19 protein-coding genes are annotated in these 19,439 nt (G+C 64.5%); 13 read left to right on the top strand and 6 right to left on the bottom strand.

The window, feature by feature from the left end; translation table 11 throughout:
- Positions 1-241 precede the first annotated feature (241 nt).
- From M1D32_RS19835 to M1D32_RS19800, 8 genes are all read left to right on the top strand, one after another.
- Entirely contained in the window at positions 242-1,654 is a 1,413-nt protein-coding gene (locus tag M1D32_RS19835) for an amino acid permease (protein ID WP_458780303.1), read from the top strand.
- A gap of 230 nt (positions 1,655-1,884) precedes the next feature.
- The gene (rpsF, locus tag M1D32_RS19830) at positions 1,885-2,190 is read left to right on the top strand and encodes a 30S ribosomal protein S6 (RefSeq protein WP_015939036.1); all 306 of its coding nucleotides are present in this window, start codon (positions 1,885-1,887) and stop codon (positions 2,188-2,190) included.
- A 73-nt stretch (positions 2,191-2,263) separates the two neighbouring features.
- Entirely contained in the window at positions 2,264-2,854 is a 591-nt protein-coding gene (locus M1D32_RS19825; protein WP_066272611.1) for a single-stranded DNA-binding protein, read from the top strand.
- Between the two features lie 126 nt (positions 2,855-2,980).
- Positions 2,981-3,220: a 30S ribosomal protein S18 gene (gene rpsR / locus M1D32_RS19820; RefSeq protein ID WP_003800144.1), complete on the top strand. Its 240-nt coding sequence runs from the start codon at positions 2,981-2,983 to the stop codon at positions 3,218-3,220.
- A gap of 17 nt (positions 3,221-3,237) precedes the next feature.
- Positions 3,238-3,690: a 50S ribosomal protein L9 gene (gene rplI / locus M1D32_RS19815; RefSeq protein ID WP_458780302.1), complete on the top strand. Its 453-nt coding sequence runs from the start codon at positions 3,238-3,240 to the stop codon at positions 3,688-3,690.
- A 169-nt stretch (positions 3,691-3,859) separates the two neighbouring features.
- Entirely contained in the window at positions 3,860-4,711 is an 852-nt protein-coding gene (locus tag M1D32_RS19810; protein WP_458780301.1) for a PhzF family phenazine biosynthesis protein, read from the top strand.
- 92 nt (positions 4,712-4,803) lie between these two features.
- A complete protein-coding gene (locus tag M1D32_RS19805) occupies positions 4,804-5,430 on the top strand; it encodes an FMN reductase (protein WP_458782243.1) in 627 nt (208 codons plus the stop codon).
- Between the two features lie 78 nt (positions 5,431-5,508).
- Positions 5,509-5,814 carry a TFIIB-type zinc ribbon-containing protein gene (locus tag M1D32_RS19800; protein WP_458780300.1) on the top strand — a complete coding sequence of 102 codons (306 nt, stop codon included), beginning with the start codon at positions 5,509-5,511 and terminating at the stop codon, positions 5,812-5,814.
- 49 nt (positions 5,815-5,863) lie between these two features.
- Here M1D32_RS19800 and M1D32_RS19795 read toward each other — a convergent pair whose 3' ends face one another.
- Together M1D32_RS19795 and M1D32_RS19790 are read right to left on the bottom strand one after the other, a co-directional pair.
- Positions 5,864-6,436: a hypothetical protein gene (locus M1D32_RS19795; protein WP_458780299.1), complete on the bottom strand. Its 573-nt coding sequence runs from the start codon at positions 6,434-6,436 to the stop codon at positions 5,864-5,866.
- Positions 6,437-6,439: 3 nt separating this feature from the next.
- Positions 6,440-6,718, bottom strand: coding sequence for a hypothetical protein (locus M1D32_RS19790; protein WP_458780298.1), 279 nt, complete (start codon positions 6,716-6,718; stop codon positions 6,440-6,442).
- Positions 6,719-7,384: 666 nt separating this feature from the next.
- Here M1D32_RS19790 and dnaB point away from each other — a divergent pair.
- Complete coding sequence (gene dnaB, locus M1D32_RS19785; RefSeq protein WP_458780297.1) at positions 7,385-8,767, top strand: replicative DNA helicase; 1,383 nt, start codon at positions 7,385-7,387, stop codon at positions 8,765-8,767.
- A gap of 51 nt (positions 8,768-8,818) precedes the next feature.
- Here dnaB and M1D32_RS19780 read toward each other — a convergent pair whose 3' ends face one another.
- From M1D32_RS19780 to M1D32_RS19770, 3 genes are all read right to left on the bottom strand, one after another.
- Positions 8,819-9,790: an acyl-CoA thioesterase gene (locus M1D32_RS19780; protein ID WP_458780296.1), complete on the bottom strand. Its 972-nt coding sequence runs from the start codon at positions 9,788-9,790 to the stop codon at positions 8,819-8,821.
- 129 nt (positions 9,791-9,919) lie between these two features.
- Positions 9,920-14,320 carry a rhamnogalacturonan lyase family protein gene (locus M1D32_RS19775; protein ID WP_458780295.1) on the bottom strand — a complete coding sequence of 1,467 codons (4,401 nt, stop codon included), beginning with the start codon at positions 14,318-14,320 and terminating at the stop codon, positions 9,920-9,922.
- Between the two features lie 382 nt (positions 14,321-14,702).
- A complete protein-coding gene (locus tag M1D32_RS19770) occupies positions 14,703-15,137 on the bottom strand; it encodes a DoxX family protein (RefSeq protein ID WP_458780294.1) in 435 nt (144 codons plus the stop codon).
- 108 nt (positions 15,138-15,245) lie between these two features.
- Between M1D32_RS19770 and M1D32_RS19765 the strand changes: the two genes are divergently transcribed.
- The 3 genes from M1D32_RS19765 (at position 15,246) to M1D32_RS19755 (ending at position 17,675) form a co-directional block, all read left to right on the top strand.
- A complete protein-coding gene (locus M1D32_RS19765; RefSeq protein ID WP_458780293.1) occupies positions 15,246-16,598 on the top strand; it encodes an MATE family efflux transporter in 1,353 nt (450 codons plus the stop codon).
- Between the two features lie 25 nt (positions 16,599-16,623).
- Positions 16,624-17,214 carry a hypothetical protein gene (locus M1D32_RS19760; RefSeq protein ID WP_458780292.1) on the top strand — a complete coding sequence of 197 codons (591 nt, stop codon included), beginning with the start codon at positions 16,624-16,626 and terminating at the stop codon, positions 17,212-17,214.
- A 104-nt stretch (positions 17,215-17,318) separates the two neighbouring features.
- Complete coding sequence (locus M1D32_RS19755; protein WP_458780291.1) at positions 17,319-17,675, top strand: hypothetical protein; 357 nt, start codon at positions 17,319-17,321, stop codon at positions 17,673-17,675.
- Positions 17,676-17,679: 4 nt separating this feature from the next.
- On the opposite strand, the gene M1D32_RS19750 is transcribed toward M1D32_RS19755, so the two are convergent.
- Complete coding sequence (locus tag M1D32_RS19750) at positions 17,680-18,225, bottom strand: CGNR zinc finger domain-containing protein (protein WP_458780290.1); 546 nt, start codon at positions 18,223-18,225, stop codon at positions 17,680-17,682.
- Positions 18,226-18,296: 71 nt separating this feature from the next.
- Here M1D32_RS19750 and M1D32_RS19745 point away from each other — a divergent pair, with 71 nt between their 5' ends.
- Entirely contained in the window at positions 18,297-19,394 is a 1,098-nt protein-coding gene (locus M1D32_RS19745) for an EamA family transporter (RefSeq protein WP_458780289.1), read from the top strand.
- Positions 19,395-19,439: the final 45 nt, after the last annotated feature.

Genomic DNA, 19,439 nt, shown 5'->3' with positions numbered 1-19,439 from the left:
ATCAGGGTTTCGCATATGCCCGACAGGAATCATCTGGTTCATCAAGGGCCCACAAAATAGGAACCCGCCCAATCCGGAACAGTGGTTTTTGTGCCGCTGCACTGTCGTGGAGCCGGGATGGCACGTCTAGGGTGGGAGAAACCTGTGATCGACTGTACCGGGTGGCACGTTCCCGGCGCTGTCTTGGTCCGTGCTGAGCCTGGTGCCATCCCCTCCGAGCAAACCTAAGGACGGCGCACCCATGCCCGCTGACCAGCAATTAGCCAAGTCGCTCAAACCGCGGCACCTGTCCATGATCGCGATAGCCGGCGTTATCGGTGCCGGGTTGTTCGTCGGCTCCGGTGCGGCCATTCAACAGGCAGGGCCGGGAATCCTGCTGGCCTACATGGCTGCCGGCGTGGTGGTGATCCTGGTCATGCGCATGCTCGGCGAAATGGCCGCCGCCAACCCTGAGACGGGCTCGTTCTCCACCTACGCGGATAAGGCGCTTGGACGGTGGGCCGGGTTCAGCATCGGCTGGCTGTACGCATGGTTCTGGATCATCGTGCTTGGCATCGAAGCAACTGCGGGCGCAGCCATCATGCACCGCTGGGTTCCCGGCATTGACCAATGGGTCTGGGCGCTGATCCTGATGGTCCTGCTCACCCTTACCAACTTGGGCTCCGTGAAGTCCTACGGGGAGTTCGAGTTTTGGTTCGCCTCCATCAAGGTTGCCGCGATCGTGCTGTTCCTGCTGTTTGGCGTGGCTGCCATCCTGGGGCTCGTGCCCGGCGTTCCCGCGCCCGGACTGAGCAACCTGGTCGAGAACGGCGGCTTCCTGCCCAATGGCCCGGGGGCAGTGCTGGCCGGCATCCTGGTGGTGGTTTTCTCCTTCTTTGGCGCCGAAATCGCCACGATCGCCGCCGGTGAGTCGGAGAATCCCGTGGATGCCGTGAAGAAGGCCGTGAAGTCGACCGTCTGGCGCATCCTGGTGTTCTACATCGGCTCCATTGCCATCGTGGTTACGCTGCTGCCGTGGAACGACGCAAGTGTTGCCAAAAGCCCCTATGTGGCAGTGATCGAGCTCTTCGGTATCCCGGGTGCGGGCACCATCATGGACATTGTGGTCCTCACATCCGTGCTGTCCTGCCTGAACTCCGGCCTCTACACCGCCAGCCGCATGCTCTTTTCCCTCTCGCGGCGCGGCGACGCCCCCGCATCCTGGACAAAGATCTCCAGGCGTGGAGTGCCCGCAGCGGCAGTGCTCGCCTCCACCGTGGTGGGATTCGTCACCGTGGGCCTGAACTACATCGCCCCGGATACGGTGTTCCTGTTCCTGGTCAACACCTCCGGTGCCATCGCCCTGTTCGTGTGGCTGGTCATTGCCTCCTCGCAGCTGGTCCTGCGCAGGCGCATGGGCGCTGCTGCCAAGGACCTGGCACTGAAGATGTGGCTCTTCCCCTACCTCACATGGGTGGCCATCGCCAGCATCGTGGCCCTGCTGATCGGCATGCTGATCCTGGAGTCCACCCGTGAATCCCTGTTCCTCTCGCTGGGCCTGGCTGCCGTGGTGGTGGTAATCGGCGTCTGGCGTTACCGGAACGGCGGCCGGGGCACAGCAGCTGACGACGCAGGCAGCAAGGATGTGACTGTGGGTGCCGGTCCGGCGTCATAAGCGACCCGAGGGTTTTCCACATAGCCGCATTCGCCGTGCAAGCTGCACCATCATGGCCGATAGCCTTGAGTCAAGCGCGAATCGCCTATCCGGTCCAAATGCACTAAGATATTGAAGTCTGTGCTGCGTCCTGCCTCCGTTCCGGCGGCGGGGCCTTGCACGGCATCGCAAATGAACCTCCTGTTACGGAAATGCCGTAACCGCTTAGCCCAAAGGAGGTGGGTTCACATATGCGTCCTTACGAATTGATGGTAATCATCGACCCCGAGGTCGAAGAGCGTACCGTTGAGCCGTCGCTTCAGAAGTTCCTGAACGTCATCACCAACGATGGTGGAACCATCGAAAAGGTTGACATCTGGGGCCGTCGCCGTCTGGCTTACGACATCAAGAAGAAGTCCGAAGGAATCTACGCCGTGGTGAACTTCACCGCCAAGCCGGAAACCGCCAAGGAACTTGACCGCCAGCTGTCTCTTAACGAGACCATCATGCGCACCAAGATCACCCGCCCCGAAGAGCAGAAGGTTGTTGCTGAGTAATTTCAGCCCCATCTTCATTCTTTACCCCGCAGGAAACGCACTCTTCACCCAGGATCGAACAAGGAGGCAGTAGATGGCAGGCGAGACCACCATTACGGTCATCGGTAATCTCACCAATGACCCGGAATTGCGGTTCACACCGTCCGGTTCGGCAGTAGCGAACTTCACCATCGCTTCCACCCCCCGCACCTTTGATCGCCAGTCCAACGAGTGGAAGGACGGGGAAACCCTGTTCCTCCGCGCCGCTGTGTGGCGTGAAGCGGCCGAGAACGTCGCCGAGTCCCTCACCAAGGGAATGCGCGTGATTGTTACCGGGCGCCTGAAGAGCCGTTCCTACGAAACCAAAGAAGGCGAAAAGCGCACCGTTATTGAGCTGGAAGTCGATGAAATCGGCCCCAGCCTGCGCTACGCCAATGCCAAGGTCAACCGTACCCAGCGCTCCGGCGCTGGGGGTGCCGGAAGCGGCGCCCAGGGTGGCTTTGGCGGCGGCAACAGCGGCGGTGGCTTCGGAGGAGGCAACTCTGGTGGGAACCAGGGCGGCAACTCCGGTGGAGGCTGGGGCGGCGGCAACCAGCAGGCTGCACAGGATGATCCTTGGGCTACGCCCGGTGTCTCCAATGCAGGCGGCTGGGGCAACGGCCCCGATTCCGAACCTCCCTTCTAACAACCAATAAAGGCCCGACGCCGGGACCACCGGAGGAGCCGCAAGGCACCAAGGTGACTGCCGCCGTCGGACCACCACCATCCCGTGGATCAACATCCACGGGCTCCCTAGATTAGGAGCTCCACGATGGCTAAGGCTGAACTCCGTAAGCCCAAACCAAAGTCCAACCCCTTGAAGGCCGCTGACATCACTGTCATCGACTACAAGGACGTAGCATTGCTGCGCAAGTTCATCTCCGACCGCGGAAAGATCCGCGCCCGTCGCGTCACTGGCGTCACGGTGCAGGAACAGCGCAAGATCGCACAGGCAATCAAGAACGCCCGCGAAGTTGCCCTGCTGCCTTACTCCGGCGCTGGCCGCGGCTAAGGAAGGGATTAACTAACATGGCAAAGCTCATTCTGACCCACGAAGTAACCGGTCTCGGTGCTGCTGGCGATGTTGTAGAGGTCAAGGACGGTTACGCACGTAACTACCTGCTCCCCCGCAACTTCGCCCTGACCTGGTCGAAGGGTGGCGAGAAGCAGGTTGAGTCCATCAAGGCTGCCCGCGCCGCCCGCGAGCACGCTTCCCTGGAAGACGCTCAGAAGCAGGCCTCGGCACTCTCCGCCAAGCCGGTCAAGCTCGTTGTCAAGGCTGGCGAGACCGGACGCCTGTTCGGCACCGTCAAGCAGGCCGACGTGGCTGATGCTGTTGAGGCCGCTGGCCTTGGCCGCATCGACAAGCGCAAGGTTGAACTGCCGGCACACATCAAGTCGGTTGGTTCCTACCAGGCCAACGTCCGTCTGCACGACGACGTTGCTGCTGTGATCGAACTCGACGTAGTGGCAGGCAAGTAGTTTTAACTGCAGAATGACCCCCGTCGCCGGGCTCCGGCGGCGGGGGTCTTTCGTCTGCCCAAGAAACGCTAGGGGCTGGCTCCGCCATCACGTGGTGGTAGCCCGTCCGCACCGTCCCGGCGAGCACGTCGGCCGCCTGCCTGCCAGCACCCGGTGATAGCCTGCACCGGTGACCTCACCATCCCAGCGCAGCCGCCCCTTCCACCAGGTTGATGTCTTCTCCCGTGAGCCGTACCGCGGCAACCCCCTCGCCGTCGTTCTTGACGCCGAGGGACTGTCCGCGGAACAGATGCAGCAGTTCGCCCACTGGACCAACCTTTCCGAAACCACGTTCCTGCTGCCCCCAACAGATCCCCGGGCCGACTACCGCGTGCGGATATTCACGGGCAGCGAGGAGTTTCCGTTCGCCGGGCATCCGACACTTGGCTCGGCGCACGCCTGGCTGCAAGCGGGAGGTGTGCCAAAGACTGACGGCTTCGTGGTCCAGGAGTGCGGCGCCGGTTTGGTCCGCGTTAAGCACGACGCCGGCCGGCTGGCCTTCGCGGCGCCGCCGCTTACCCGCTTTGGCCCCGTGGAGGACACCCTTCGGGCCCAGCTGGCGGCCGGCCTGCGCCTTCCCGAATCCGAAATCCTTGACGCTTCCTGGCTGGTTAACGGTCCCGAGTGGATCGGCGTGCTGCTCGGGTCTGCTGAACAGGTGCTGGCGGTCCAGCCGGATTTCGCTGCGATGGGCGGGTTGAAGGTGGGAGTGGTCGGAGCCCGCAATCCAGGAGCCGATGCGGACTTTGAAGTGCGGACGTTCCTTCCCGGTGACGCCATCATAGAGGACCCCGTCACGGGCAGTTTCAACGCCGGAGTGGCGCACTGGCTCATGAGCAGCAACAGGGCCCCGGAAGACTACGTGGCCGCGCAGGGGACTGTGCTCGGCCGCGCCGGCCGGCTTCACATCAAGGCTGAAGACGGCGACATTTGGGTAGGCGGACATTCCACCACCTGCATTCGGGGATCAGTGGTGTTGTAAGCCCGCAAGCGGGAATACCTGGAGAGCTGCCTCCGTTCAGGTGATAGATGCAAACGCATGTATGATCAATGAACAAGCAACAGGAGAATGCCATGGAGACCCGCCGCATCACAGTCCTTTCCGCCGGACTAGGCGTACCGTCGTCGAGCCGCCTGCTGGCGGACCAGCTGGCCGCCTCCGCCGAGCGGCAGCTCAACGCGGCAGGCTTCAGCGTGCAGGTGGACGTCGTGGAACTTCGCGACCTTGCTGTGGACATCGCCAACAACTTTGTGACCGGCTACGCCGCCCTCCGCCTCGCTGAGGTGATTGCGGGCGTGGAAGCCTCGGACGGCATCATTGCTGTGACGCCCGTCTTCAGCGCGTCCTACAGTGGCCTCTTCAAGTCATTCATCGACGTCCTGGACCCCAAGTCACTGGACGGCAAGGCTGTCCTGCTGGGTGCCACCGGTGGCACGGACCGTCACCAGATGGTCCTCGACTACGCCCTTCGTCCATTGTTCAGCTACCTTCGCACGCGGATAGCAGCTACCGGCGTCTTCGCCGGCCCCCAGGACTGGGGCACTGCGGACGACGGCGGCTCAGGCCTTGCCGAGCGCATCGACCGGGCCGCCGGCGAATTTACGCGACTGCTTGAAGGACCGCAGCCGGGCCGGAAGCCCGCCCCGATGGAGTCCCTGCCTTTTGAGCAGCTGTTGGCAGGCATCTCGGGCGCCCGATAAGACCGCCGCACCGAACTTTCGGGCGGCCCGGGACGTTGTGTGGACATGAAATGTCCTGTGGATTCAGTGGAACTGTTGATGACCGAGCGCAGCGGGGTGGAGATCGACTACTGCCCCCAATGCCGGGGGGTGTGGCTCGACCGCGGGGAACTGGACAAGATCCTGGACCGGGCAGCAGATTCCCTGCCCGGCCCGGCCCCGGCACGTCCATCGATGCCAACTCCCGCTGTAGTACCCCCGCCCCTGTATCCCAACTTTGAACCGCGCCGGGAGCAGCACGGCCACGACGACCGCCGGTACGGCAAGCAGGACTATGACCGGGACGGTGACCGGCGGCGTCATAAGAAAAAGGAAGGCTGGCTGGGAGAGATGTTCGACTTCTAGCCCGGCCCACCCGGAACGCATCTCGCATGGAAGGCCGACACCGCGCAGGTCAGTCGTCCAGTAGTTCGATGAACTCCCTCGCCTGCTTCAGGTTAATGTCCGAGTGCCGGGTCAGGGCGGCGGCCGCAGCTTCCGTATCGCCGCTCCGGGCCAGCGTGCGGATCCTTCCGTAGATCTCGTCATTGAGCATGTTGCTGCTGACTTCCCGGGTCACATCGCCCTTGCTGGCAATTGCCCGGTAGCGGTAGGGGAAGCGCTCCGGTTCTTCGTCCTCGTCGTCTTCAACGGGGGAAGCGGGCGCCTCTGTTCCCCGGTACGGCTGGGGGTGGGCTGCCAGCGCCCCGACAGCGTCGCGGGACGCCCGCAGGCCCTCCCCCGTGATCTCGTAGTACAGCTTAATGGCCGCCATGGCCTGGCCCTGTGCGATCAAGGCATAGAGCCTGCGGTGCTCCTCTTCGGAAAGTTTGCCAGCGGCCGTGCGCGCCAGCTCAGCGGGCGTAACGGCCGGTTCCGCCGGCTCAGCGCTGCGGGCGGTCTTCCGTCTGCTGATGGCGCGGGCAGCCAGCGTTACTCCCGCAATGACTGCCAGGAGGATAAGGACAGGGGCCACAAGCGATTCCATTGTTTAAAGCCGTTCTATGTGCTTCCTGGCAGCAGCCAGATCTGATTGCTTTGCCTGGGCGGTATTCTGGCTGGGCATCGTATTCCGTTCCAGCCTGGCGCGGGCGGCGGTGGCAGCCTCGACCTGGGCTGCGTAGTGCTGCGCCGAACGCTCCGCCAGGTCGCGCTGGTATCTTTCGGCGTCGGACATCCCGGAATCCCGCGGGCTCAGGGCTGTGAAAAGACCCCAGATGAGCGCCACCAAAACAATTGCAGGCAACAGCATCAGCAGTAGTTCGCCCATGCATAGAGCTTATGCCAGATCCGGGTTATCCACAGCAATATTCGGCAGCGTGCATAGAGGCGGCGAGGGTGCCGGGTCAAATCGGCAGGGCGGAATATGATGCCCCCCACATGGGGCGCCCGCAGTATCCGGCGGCCCCTCCCCGTGCACCTCTCCCTGCCCGCGCTCCCGCGCAGGCTGTGGATGAATTTCCGCAAAAGAAATATTTGCTCCACATGCTGGGCGGCGCGTTTCCGCAGGTCAGACGCCTAAGGTGCGTCAAAGTTTTTTAGTTTCCACAGCTTTCCCCACAGGCTGTGCACAAGCTATGCCCGGTACTGCACAGGTTATCCACACCCTCCGGGGCATGCTGGCTTTGACGCTGAACTCCTGGCGGCTAGCGTAGCGGGGTACCTGTTCTTCGCCGCCCGGGACGGCTCTCAAAAGGACGGTGAAACGGTACGGGGCGGACCGCTGCAACCTGCAGGGACGGCCAAATGTGGAAAACCTGTGGATAGTGGGGATAACTCCGGCGAAGGCCCGCGCACCCGCGGGTGCGCAGGATTGTCAGACCCCGCCGGTAAACCTGGACAGGTGGCTGAGCGCAGCGTCTGCGGCGCGATGCCTTTAGCAGGATGGTTAGCCCCGGGGACTTCGGTCCCCGGTACACAGTGGAGGACGGCAGCTTTGTCAGTAGCGCATCTGGACCCGATCGAGGCCACCCGCGGATCGGACGTGAGCCGGAAGCCTCCGCAGGACATCCCCGCCGAACAATCGGTCCTCGGCGGAATGATGTTGTCCAAGGACGCCATTGCCGATGTTGTTGAAATCCTCCGTGGCCAGGACTTCTACCGGCCTGCACACGAAACCATCTATGAAGCCATCATTGACCTCTACGGCCGCGGCGAGCCCGCTGACGCCGTCACGGTCTCCGACGAGCTCACCAAGCGCGCGGAGATCAACCGGATTGGCGGGCCTGCCTACCTGCATGAGCTGATCCAGACCGTTCCCACCGCGGCCAACGCGGGGTATTACGCCGAGATCGTTGCCGAACGGGCCGTGCTCCGGCGTCTGGTGACTGCTGGCACCAAGATCGTTCAGCTGGGCTACGGCTCGGACGGCGAGGTGGAGGACCTGGTGAACCAGGCCCAGGCGGAGGTATACGCCGTAGCCGAGCGGCGCACAGCCGAGGATTACGTAGTGCTCAAGGACGTCATGGAGTCCACCGTGGACGAGATTGAGGCGTCCGGCCACCGCGGCGAGGGCATGACCGGTGTGCCCACCGGTTTTTTTGAACTCGACGAGCTCACGCACGGGCTCCACCCGGGCCAGATGATCGTTATCGCCGCCCGTCCCGCCGTGGGTAAATCCACCTTCGCCCTGGACTTTGCCCGCTCCGCCGCCATCAAAAACAATCTGGCTACTGTTATGTTCTCGCTCGAAATGGGCCGGAACGAGATCGCCATGCGCCTCCTCTCGGCCGAGGCCACCATCGGGCTGCAGGATCTCCGCAAGGGCACCATCAAGGACGAGCAGTGGTCCAAGATCGCCACCACTATGGGCCGCATGAACGATGCCCCGCTGTTCATCGACGACAGCCCCAACATGTCCCTGATGGAAATCCGCGCCAAGTGCCGCCGGCTGAAGCAGCAGCACGATCTCAAGCTCGTCATCCTCGACTACCTGCAGTTGATGAGTTCCGGCAAGAAGGTGGAGTCCCGCCAGCAGGAAGTCTCCGAGTTTTCCCGTGCCCTGAAGCTGCTGGCCAAGGAACTGCAGGTTCCCGTGATCGCCCTGTCGCAGCTGAACCGTGGGTCGGAGCAGCGCTCGGACAAGCGGCCTATGGTGTCGGACCTCCGTGAATCCGGCTCCATTGAGCAGGACGCGGACATGGTGATCCTGCTCCACCGCGAGGACGTCTATGACAAGGAATCACCGCGTGCGGGTGAGGCCGACATCCTGGTGGCCAAGCACCGTAACGGCCCCACCAAGGACATCGTGGTGGCCTTCCAGGGCCACTACTCCCGCTTCGCCAACATGGCGGCCGACGCCGGCGGCGGAGGCTTCTAGGCTGGCGTGCTCCCTCCAGGGGCGTCCTGCAGGACTTTTGGACGCTGGTCTTCAGCCCTGCGCCAGCAGATGGTTCGGCAGCCGGTTCCCCGGCGCAGTGCCCCTGATTTCCAGCAGTTCGCGGGCATGGGCGTGGAGCCTCTTGTCCTCTTCGCTGGCGGGCACCCAGGGTGGAACGGGCACGGAATTTCCGTCGGCGTCACGCGCCACCATCACGGTGAGGCAGTAGGTGGTGAGGTTCAATTCGCCGCCCTTGGGATCGCCGGAGCGGACATGGACGGCGATGTGCATGCCCTTCGTCCCCGTGTACACCAGGCGGGCTTCCACCTCGACCACATGGCCGATCAGCAGCGGGCGGTAGAACCGGACTCCACCGGAAAACACGGCCACGGTGTCCATCCCGCAGTAGCGGGACGCGCAGACGTAGGCGGCCTCGTCAATCCACTTCATCACGATGCCGCCGTGAACTTTTCCACCCCAGTTCACGTCCGTGGGAGCGGCCATGAACCGCAGCGTTACCCGCTCGGCAGTGCCCGCATCCGTATATTCCTGGCGGTTCATGGCTTCGACGATCTGCTCGCGGATTTTGATGCGGGCAAGGGCATGGTCGCGCTGCTCAATCTCCTCAGCCGTCACCGGCTCGAACTGCTTCACCGGGATCGGTTTTCCGTCCTCGCCAACCGCCACAAAGATGACCATGCACTGGCTGCGCATGGTGGCCGGGCCGCCCTTCGGATCCCCCGAGGACACCACGGTCCGGATGTGCATGGACGAACGCCCCGTGTAGACGATGGTCGCTTCCACTTCCACCATGTCTCCACTGTTCACGGGATCGGCGAAGTGGATGTTCCCCACATAGGCCGTGACGCAGTAGGACTTTGCCCAGCCCACGGCGGCAGCGTAGGCAGCCTTGTCCACCCACTCAAGGACCGTTCCCGCGTCTACGGAACCGCTGTGGCCCACGTCCATGGGGGCGGCAAGGAAGCGGAGGGTCACGGAGCTGGGAGTACCGGTCTCAGTCATGGTGCGATCTTACTGACGCCACTGGTTACCCATCGGTTGGGCATGCAACATTTGAACCAAACAGCAATGCCCCGCCCGCCGAAGGGCGGACGGGGCACAGCTTGACCAGCTCAGTGCGATCGCGGCGACTTAGCCGGCGCGGGTGTACATAATGTCCGGCTGGGCAGGAAGCTCCATGCCTTCTCCAATGAAGAAGCCGGGGTGCGGCGGCTGGTTGTAGGCGATGTTCTCGCGCGCAACCGAGAGCCGGTACACCGGATCATGCATCAGGGTGCGGAGCCGGACATCCGTGGCTGCGGAGGTGGTGTAGATCCGCAGCTCCGTGCTGTCGGCCGACGGCCACGCCAGTTCCTCCCGCCAGTCACCCAGGAGATCCGCCTGGATGGCCGGGTTCCCCTTGGTGCTGTTGTTGGTCTTGGCACCGGTCGCTGTCAGCAGCCTGTCGCTGGACTCCGTCTCCCAGTTCCACTTGGCGATGCTGGGAGTGCCCGTGTTGGTGGCGGCGTTCCAGTCATGGTCCACGATTTCGCGCAGCAGGTCGCCGTCCCACCAAGCCAGGAAGTTGGCTGCCGGAATCTTGTTCGCAATCAGCTGGCCCTTGGCTGAGCGGAGCTCACCGACAGGGGAGTTCCAGGCGGCGTCGCCGCCGATGGCCCAGCCTTCAGCACCCGCGTGGCGGGGGTCGATGTCTCCGGCTGCGGCGCGTCCGGTGTCCTTGGTGGCAGGAATGCTCCACAGCACTTCACCGGTCCGTGAATCCCGGAACGTTGCACCCTTGTTGCCGCTGGAACCCATGTCCTCGTGAGCGGCGAACGTCTCCAGCCCCGGGCGGGACGGATCGAGGTCGCTGGTGTGGATGGCGTCCCCGTGGCCGAGGCCGGTGTTGTACAGCGGTTTGCCGTTGTCGTCGATGGTCATGGACCCGAAGACGAATTCGTCCTTGCCGTCGGCATCAACGTCAGCGACGGACAGGTTGTGGTTGCCCTGGCCGCGGTACTGCGCCCCCGCAGCGTCCGAATCAAACACCCAGCGCTTCACGATTTTGCCGCCCACCAGGTCGTACGTTGCAAGCACGGCACGGGTGTAGTAGCCGCGGCTGAACATCATTGAGGGGTGCTCGCCGTCCAGGTACGCCACAGCGCCGAGGAAACGGTCCACGCGGTTGCCGTAGGTGTCGCCCCAGGCCCCCACGTCGCCGCGGGGAGGATCGTACTTCACCGTATCCATCACGGTGCCGGTGGCACCGTGGAACACTGTCAGGAATTCATCACCGGTCAGCACGTAGCCGGTGCTGTTGCGGTGATCGGCGCTGGGGTTGCCAATCGCTGTGCCGGCAGCGTCCCGGGTGCCGTCGGCCGTCTTCATGGCCACCTCACCCTTGCCGTCGCCGTCGAAGTCATAGGCGAGGAGCTGGGTGTAGTGGGCACCGGCACGGATGTTCGGCCCCATGTTGATGCGCCAGAGCCTGGTGCCGTCCATCTTGTAGGCGTCCACGTAGACGGTGCCGGTGTAGCCTGCCTGCGAGTTGTCCTTGGAGTTGGACGGTGACCACATCTGGATGACTTCGTAGGTCCCGTCGCCATCCAGGTCCGCCACGCTGGAGTCTCCCGCGGAGTAGCTGTAGGGCTGGCCGTCCTTGGTATAGTCGTCGGCGGGCTTGTCCAGCTTGATGGCCAGGTAGTCCTGTGCCAGCGGCATGAACTCGGCGGTGAGCTGGTCCCCGCCGTTGCCCACGGTCTTGATGACGTACTTGGAGGACGCTGTTCCAGCGGGATCCAGGTAGGTGGTGCTGCTGCGGATCGGCTCGTCCGTCAGCTGGACGCCGTCCCGGATTACATGGAAACCTACTTGCTCAGGGTCCAGGCCCAGCATGCGCCAGCCCACCCGGACGCCGTCACCGGTCAGCAGGGCCACGGGGGCGCGGTCCAGCTGCTCCATTTGCCGGTTCACCACGGTGACCTTTTCCGTTCCCACCACGGGGGAGGGCACGGACTCGCCGCCCTTGCTCACGGTGGTAACGCGGTAGTAATACTTGATGGTGGTCAGCACGGTGTAGTCGGTGTAGTTCACCTCGGTGGCACGGCCCACGTAGTCAAAGGGGCCGTCGGGTGAGGTGGACCGGTAGACCTGGTACGCGGCAGCGCCGGAGACTTTCTGCCACTTGAGCGTGACACTGGTCTTCTCGACAGCCTTCACGTCCACCTTGCTGGTGGCCGCCGGGACTGGCGTATTGGGATCCACCAGGGCGGTCTCCACAGTGTTTGAGGGCACCGATTCAAGTCCCGTGTTGTCCAGCGCGGTGACGAAGTACTTGTACTTCAGGCCGGCGAAGGCAGTGGTGTCCTGGAAGAACGCTGCCGTCACGTTTTCGGCGATCAGCTGCGGCTCAGCTTCAAAGGATGCCTGGCGGAATACCTTGTAGGTGGCGGCGTCTGCCACCGCATCCCAGGCGAGGTCCACGGTAGGCGGTTCTGCAGCGGCGTTGACCGCAGCCGTGTGCAGGTTGGTGGGTCCCACCAGCAGCGGGGTAACCTCCAGGCCGTTGAGCCGCTGACCTGAACCGCTGATGGACAGGTTCAGCTGTCCGTCGGAGACCAGGACCTGGTTGATGATCTTGGTTGCCGAGGATGCCCGGCTGGAAGACACCTGGCCGAAGGGAGTGCCCTCGGCGGCGACGTCCGTCCGCGTGGAACCGATCCAGTCGCTGTGGTACGTCTTCAGGGCGTAGGTGCCGTTGGGAACGTCGAGTTGGAAGTCGAAGCTGGAGCTGCTGAGGACGAAGTCGCGCAGCAGGTTGCTGGTCACCGCTCCCCGGTCCCGGTCGCTGAGCACTGAGATGTCCTTGAAGCCGAAGCCCCGCTGCGGGGTGTACGCCATGGTCCGGTTGACTTCGGTATAGCCGGCTTCAAGCGGTGCCCCCACGGGTCCAAAGTCGAACTTGTATGTCGCCTGCTTGGTGGTCACGTTGAGGGTGTCGCTGGGTTCGGAAAGTCCCTTGCCGTTCATGGCGGCGACCCGGACGTTGTAGGCGGTACCTTCGGCCAGTCCGCCCAGGTTGGCGGTGGGGACAGTTGAAGTGGTGGTGAGCTTCCAGGCGCTGTTCGGCTCGGAGGCCAGCTTGCGGTACACCTTGTAGATGTCCGCGCCTTCGACGGGCTGCCACTTCAAAAGTGCCCCCGCGTTGGAGACGCTTCCGGCCACCAGTCCCTGCGGCGTGGCAGGAACGGACGACGGCGGCGCGACCTCCTTGACGCGCGAGGCCAGCGGAACGCTGAGCTGTTTGACCCCGCCGGCAACCAGGCGCGCGATCTGGATGGCGCCGTACTCCTGGAAGTGGGTGTTGTCCACCGTGCCGGTGGGGCGGTTGGGGTAGACGCCGGCATCGACGTGGAGGAAGACCGACTTGGTGTCCTCCGGGCCGATTGTGTCGTAGTAGGCGCGGCTCGAGGCGGAGAGGTCAACCAGCGCCACTTTCTCCTCAGCGGCCAGTTCCTGCATCTTGGCCACGTACTCCGGGAAGCTGACCCGGAACTTGCCGGTGGCTTCGTCGTAGTCCCGGCGTCCCACGGGGGTGACCAGGACGGGGGTGGCACCGCGCTGGCGGGCGCCGTTGACGTACGTCCGGAGGTATTCCTTGTAGTCGGCCGGGGAGGCGTAGCGGTCATCGACGCCGACGGTGGCATCGTTGTGGCCGAACTGGACCATCAGGTAGTCGCCTGGATTGATGACGCGCAGGATTTCGTCCAGCCGTCCCTGGCTGATGAAGTTCTTGGAGCTCCGGCCGCCGATGGCGTGGTTCTTGAAGGAGACGCTGTCGTCGAAATACCGGTCGATCATCTGGCCCCAGCCCGCTTGGGGAGCGAAACCTGGATCGTAGGTCTGCATCGTGGAGTCGCCCGCAAGGTAGACGCCGGGGTCAGTGGTGGCGGTGCGCGGAGCACGGGCCGCGATGACCAGGGAATTGATCTTGGCCGCGGTACCGATGAAGTCCAGGTTGAGCTGCCCATCCACCAGGGAGATGGGGAATTCCATCTCCAGATACTGGCCGGCGGGCTTGTCCGTTGCCTGGACCTTGGCCATCTTCTCGGCTGTGATGGCGATGTTGGTGGCTTCCGACGCGTCGCCGGCGATGAGCTTAACGGTGTAGTCCCCGTTGGGCAGGTCCACCAGGAACGAGCTCCCCTGGGCCTGGACAAAGTCGGACCGCAACGGATCGCCCGTGCCGCGGTCAACGCCGGAGGTAACGGCGGTATCCGTGAAGCCGAACTTGGTGCCGGCCGAATACTGGGTGCCGGCGGCTACGGCCGTGTAGCCGTCTGCCGTGGAGCCGGGGCCAAAGTCAAATTTGAAGCCGCTTCCCACCGGGGGCAGGGCGGTATCCGCGTGAGCTGCCGGAAGCCCGGTAAAAGCGATGGCAGCGGAGGCCACGGCGGCTGTGACTGCTTTCGCTGCGGCCGGGAGCCTGTGCTGGCGGGGCGGCGGAGCTTCCTTGGAAAGTGGAGGCATTTGCGGGGGTGTGTTCACGGACATCTCCTTCGATGAGCGATGGCAAAGCGGTACCCAGGAAGGTTGGAACGATTCAAAGCAAAACGCGCAGCGGTGGCAGCGCAAGTGAAGCTAAGGGTAGGCCGGGGGTGGCCGGCGATGGGGCTGAGACCTGGGATGAAGTGGTGCAGCTCTCACTGCAGCACTCATTGGTTTATCAGCCCGGCCGGTACCCTGGCAAGCGTTTTCCCATCTTTCCCGTGACTTTCTGGTGCCGGATGTTCCGGTTGTTCGACGCCACGAGCCGGCCCGGCGGTAAGTGCCGCCCCCGTCCGTCCAACGTTCAGCGGTTAACGCGCGACGGCGGATGCGCACCTGGGTGCCCATCCGCCGTCGCGCGTTTCCCGGCTAAGCCGGACGTAGGTGGTTAGGCCAGGACGGCCAGGGTTGAGTTGCCTCGGCCAAAGAGGGCTCGGTCCACGGAGAGGCGGCCGGCACCGGTGAGGGCCAGGGCGAACGCTGCTGCGGCAAGGAGCAGGACCAGTTCATAGCCGCCGTTCGCGGCGAAAACGCCGGCAGAGGCGTGGACCAGGAACATGGCGCCCAGCATGTCCAGGGCAAGGAGTGCTGCAACCACGCGGGTCAGAATGCCAAGGATCAGGGCGATTCCGCCGGCCAGTTCCAGTACGGCGATGGCGGGCGCAGCGATTTCCGCTGCCGGGACTCCCATCTTGGCAAATGACGCCTGGGTGCCTGCGATGGTCCATTCGTTAAACTTCTGCCAGCCGTGGGCTGCAAAGAGGAAGCCGAGGACAATCCGGAGGGCGGTGATGGCGGTGGTGGTAAGTCGTGACTGGTTCATGGGACTTAAGTCTTCCTGCAAATAGTTGAAGAGTCAACCAATTGCGTCACAATGTGGCCTTTGTCATGCGCTCGTGGTCATAGGCGGAAGGCGCATTAAGCTGGCTGGGTGCCCCATTTACCTGCCCCGGCGGCGGCCGCGCCACCGAAGGGACATACCCGCGAAATCCTCCGGCTGGCCGTGCCGGCTTTCGGTGCGCTCGTCGCCGAACCCCTGTTCCTGCTGGCTGATTCGGCCATCGTCGGCCACCTTGGCGTAGCGCAGCTCGCGGGCGTCGGACTGGCATCGGCAGTGCTCCACACCGCCGTCGGCCTGATGGTCTTCCTGGCCTATTCCACCACCCCCGCCGTGGCCCGCGCCATCGGAGACGGCCAGCTGGGCAAGGCCCTGGCGGCCGGGCGCGACGGCGTCTGGCTGGCACTGCTGCTCGGTACCGTCCTCGCCGTGGCCGGTTTCCTGGCCGCAGACCCGTTGATCGGACTGCTGGGGGCGGAGGGCGAGGTGCGCACTTTCGCCGTCGACTACCTCCGCTGGTCCATGCCGGGGCTGGTGGCCATGCTGCTCATTTTTGCCGGCACGGGACTGCTCCGCGGCCTGCAGGACACGCGGACGCCCCTGGTGGTGGCCACCGCCGGGTTCGCACTGAATATCGTCCTGAACCTGTGGCTGGTCTACGGCCTGGGCTGGTCCGTCACGGGTTCCGCCGTAGGCACCAGCGTGGCCCAGTGGGCCATGGCGGCCGTCTACCTGGTGATGGTGAAGCGCAACGCCCGGCGCAACGGCGTCAGCCTCCTGCCAAGCTGGCGTGGCATTCGGAGCATGACGCGGGTGGGGTCCTGGCTGATGCTGCGCACGCTCAGCCTGCGGGTGGCCATCCTGGCGACGGTCGTGGTGGTGACCGGGCAGGGGCCGGTCAACCTCGCGGCCCATCAACTGGCCATGACCATCTTTTCGTTCCTGGCCTTCGCCCTGGATGCCCTCGCCATTGCCGCGCAGGCGTTGATCGGCAAGGAGCTCGGTGCCGCCAACCCTGCAAAGGCACGGCTCCTGACCAGGACCATGACCCGCTGGGGGCTTGGGTTCGGAGCCGTCACCGGCGTGCTGCTGGCGGTGGCCGCGCCTTGGGCCGGCGCCCTCTTTACCTCCGATCCTGACGTGCACAAAGTTTTGGCCGTCGCCCTGTTGATCCTTGCCGCCGGCCAGCCAATAGCGGGTTATGTCTTTGTGCTGGACGGGGTATTGATCGGCGCCGGTGACGCCAAGTACCTGGCGCTCGCAGGGGTGGTCAACCTGGCCGTGTACGCGCCACTTCTGGTTGCCGTGGCGCTGTCAGGGGTAGGGGGCGCGGCAGGCCTCGGCTGGCTGTGGGCAGCCTTTGCCCTGGGCTACATGGCGGCGCGTGCCCTCACGCTCGGCGCCCGCGCGCGGTCGGACCATTGGATGGTGCTGGGTTCGCCGTAGCCCCGGGCCCCACTAAACTGGACCGGTGACCCAACCGAGAACACCCGCAGGTACTGCTTCCGGAACGGCTCCCACGGCTGACCTGTGGAAGCCGGTGCTGCTCCGTTCTGCGGCGGCGCTGGTTTTTGGGGCGGTGACCATCTTCTGGGCAACGCCGTCCGTGGAGGTTATGGGCTGGTCCGGCGGGCTCTACCTGCTGGCAACCGGGCTGCTGCTGATGTGGGGTATTCCGGCAACAGGATTCCAGCGGGACAGCAGGACGGGCAAAATGCTTTCCGCCGCCGGCTCCGTGCTGGCCGGCGCGGGGTTTGCGCTGGTAGTGCTGCACGGGGACCTGCTGTTTGGTGTGATTGCCGCCCTTGGTCTGGGTGTGGCGGGAGCGCTGGAGCTGTACTGCGGGCTGGCATTCCGCGGCCGGCACGTGCTGGCCAGGGACTGGATCGCCTCGGGAATTATTGGCCTCGGCACGGCGATGATCCTGCCCTTTTTTATCAGCCTCGGGGCGCATGCGCTGCTGGGCGTTGCCGGCGGCGGGGCCATCATCTCCGGCGTACTCTGGGCCCTTGCCGGGCTGACCATCCGGCACGATGCCCGCACTGCAGCGGCGAACCCGTAAACTAGGAGATGTCCGGTTCTACTTCTCGTAGAAGATAGCCGGGCGTACTACCGAAAGACATTAACCCAGGCCGGCCGGCGCGCCGCCTGCAGGGAGGAATCACCGTGGCAGACCAGCAACCAGGAAATCCGCGCAAGATGCGGACCTCGGTGAAGGGCCCGCTGATGTTCTCCGCATTCTGGGCCGTGATCGCCTTCGTCGCGGTCGTGATTTTCGCATCCGGCGGCAGCGCGCGTGCCCCACGCTTCGATCTGGCCTTCACCGCTGCCGGCATTGCCTTCATCGTTACCCTGGTGATTGCCGCGATGCTCTCCATGAGTCACAAGGACAACGCCGATTACCTGGGCAAGGGGTCGGGCGTGAACCTCAGCTCGGCCCCGAAAAAATCACACGGCTTCGGTGCCCCGGGTCCGCAGGACCCGGCCTCCCCTGACGAATCCGGCAACCCGGGCCAGCGCTAGGCAGCTAACCTGTTGCCGCCTGGCGTGCCCGGTACGCGGCAACGTGCGCACGGTTGGCGCAGTTGCCGGTATCGCAGTACCGCTTCGACCGGTTCCTGCTGAGGTCCAGCACCGCAGCATCGCAATCCTCCGCCTCGCAGATCCGCATCCGGTCCATCTCCTTGCCGCGGATCACGTCCGCCAGGGCCATGGCCGCTTCCGTGCTCATGCGGTCTACCAGCGGGGCCTCGGGAGTGGTGGCATGAAGGTGCCAGTCCCAGTCGTCGTGCTTCACCAGCTGCGGCAGGGCCCGGGCTTCCCTTAGCAGGCGGTTGATGGTCTCCACTGCAGAATCTTCGTCCGCGTTCCACAGCGCGGCCAGCTGCTGGCGCAGCCGGCGTACGCTCACCAGTTCGTCGTCATCACGGGCGCGCGATCCGCTGAATCCTTCCGCTGCCAGGAAGCGGTCCAGGTCCTCCGCGGTGGCCAGTCCCTCGCTTCCGTTGGCCGCCGAGTTGACCAGATTTACCACGCTGCGCAGAGCCACCTCAGTGTCAGGGGCAAAAACCATCTTGACTCCTTACAGAGGTGTCCCGTAGTGTCATGACCATAACCCCACTTTACTCCTGACAGGAGGCAGCGATGTCTGCCGCAAGCGATCGCACCCCCGGACTGAGGGTGCCCGCAGAAAAACGCAGCTTCCTCGCCTCCGGCCTCGGCATTGCACTGTTTTCGTCCGCCGTTTTTGGCCTCTCCGGGTCCTTTGCCAAGGCCTTGCTGGAAACAGGATGGTCCCCGGGGGCTGCTGTCACTGCCCGGCTCACCGGCGCTGCCCTGATCCTCGCCATTCCTGCGGTTCCCGCCCTGCGCGGCCGCTGGCACCAGCTCCGGGACAACTGGATCACCATCCTTCTGTTCGGCCTGATCGGCGTTGCGGCCTGCCAGTTGTTCTACTTCAACGCCGTTGCCCGGCTGTCCGTGGGCGTGGCACTCCTGCTCGAGTACCTCGCTCCGGTGATCATTGTGCTCTGGCTCTGGGCGGCCAGCCGGAAGCGGCCACGGGTGCTGACCTTCGGCGGAACGTTGCTTTCCCTCGCCGGCCTGGTCCTGGTCCTGGACCTCACGGGTGCGGTGAAAATCGACCTCGTGGGGGTCCTCTGGGGCATGGCAGCGGCAGTGTGCCTTGCCATCTATTTCTTCATCACCGCCAAGGAGAACGACTCACTTCCGCCGATCGTCCTGGCGTCCGGCGGACTCCTGGTGGGGGCAGCCGTCATGTGGCTGGCGGCGGCCACCGGCCTGCTGCCCATGGCCTTCAGCACGGCCGACACCAGACTCGGCCCGTGGGTGGCTCCGTGGTGGGTTTCGCTGGCCGGGCTGGTGGTCCTGGCCACGGTGCTGGCGTACGTGTCCGGCATTATGGCCGCCCGGGCCCTGGGTTCGAAGGTGGCGTCTTTCGTTTCGCTGACCGAGGTCCTATTTGCCGTGGTGTGGGCGTGGCTGCTGCTGGGCGAACTCCCGGGCGCCGTCCAGCTCCTGGGCGGCGCGCTGATCGTGGGCGGCGTCATCCTGGTCCGGCTCGACGAACTGCGGGGCCCCGGCCTCCCTGCTGCCCGGGTGGGTGGGCCGGAAGCACCCAGGGCGGCGTCCCCCCTCGACCACGCGAACGACGTCGAACCCGTCCCTTTAGGCGCGCCCATCGACTGGGGTCAACGTCGCCTTCACATCCCCGATTCTTAAATGCCTGGGGCCCGGACACTCTCGACAGTGTCCGGGCCCCCGGCA

The sequence above is a fragment of the Arthrobacter sp. D3-16 genome (assembly GCF_054408515.1).
This window is presented reverse-complemented; position numbering and strand designations above follow the sequence as displayed.

Bases quoted from the DNA above. Each gene is read 5' to 3' on its own strand.
- rpsF (WP_015939036.1), top strand. From the start codon at position 1,885: ATGCGTCCTTACGAATTGATGGTAATCATCGACCCCGAGGTCGAAGAG.
- M1D32_RS19790 (WP_458780298.1), bottom strand. From the start codon at position 6,718: ATGGGCGAACTACTGCTGATGCTGTTGCCTGCAATTGTTTTGGTGGCG.
- M1D32_RS19780 (WP_458780296.1), bottom strand. From the start codon at position 9,790: ATGACTGAGACCGGTACTCCCAGCTCCGTGACCCTCCGCTTCCTTGCC.
- M1D32_RS19745 (WP_458780289.1), top strand. From the start codon at position 18,297: ATGTCTGCCGCAAGCGATCGCACCCCCGGACTGAGGGTGCCCGCAGAA.
- M1D32_RS19750 (WP_458780290.1), bottom strand. From the start codon at position 18,225: ATGGTTTTTGCCCCTGACACTGAGGTGGCTCTGCGCAGCGTGGTAAAT.
- M1D32_RS19825 (WP_066272611.1), top strand. From the start codon at position 2,264: ATGGCAGGCGAGACCACCATTACGGTCATCGGTAATCTCACCAATGAC.
- M1D32_RS19770 (WP_458780294.1), bottom strand. From the start codon at position 15,137: ATGAACCAGTCACGACTTACCACCACCGCCATCACCGCCCTCCGGATT.
- rpsR (WP_003800144.1), top strand. From the start codon at position 2,981: ATGGCTAAGGCTGAACTCCGTAAGCCCAAACCAAAGTCCAACCCCTTG.
- M1D32_RS19775 (WP_458780295.1), bottom strand. From the start codon at position 14,320: ATGTCCGTGAACACACCCCCGCAAATGCCTCCACTTTCCAAGGAAGCT.
- M1D32_RS19795 (WP_458780299.1), bottom strand. From the start codon at position 6,436: ATGGAATCGCTTGTGGCCCCTGTCCTTATCCTCCTGGCAGTCATTGCG.
- M1D32_RS19805 (WP_458782243.1), top strand. From the start codon at position 4,804: ATGGAGACCCGCCGCATCACAGTCCTTTCCGCCGGACTAGGCGTACCG.
- rplI (WP_458780302.1), top strand. From the start codon at position 3,238: ATGGCAAAGCTCATTCTGACCCACGAAGTAACCGGTCTCGGTGCTGCT.
- M1D32_RS19800 (WP_458780300.1), top strand. From the start codon at position 5,509: ATGACCGAGCGCAGCGGGGTGGAGATCGACTACTGCCCCCAATGCCGG.
- M1D32_RS19835 (WP_458780303.1), top strand. From the start codon at position 242: ATGCCCGCTGACCAGCAATTAGCCAAGTCGCTCAAACCGCGGCACCTG.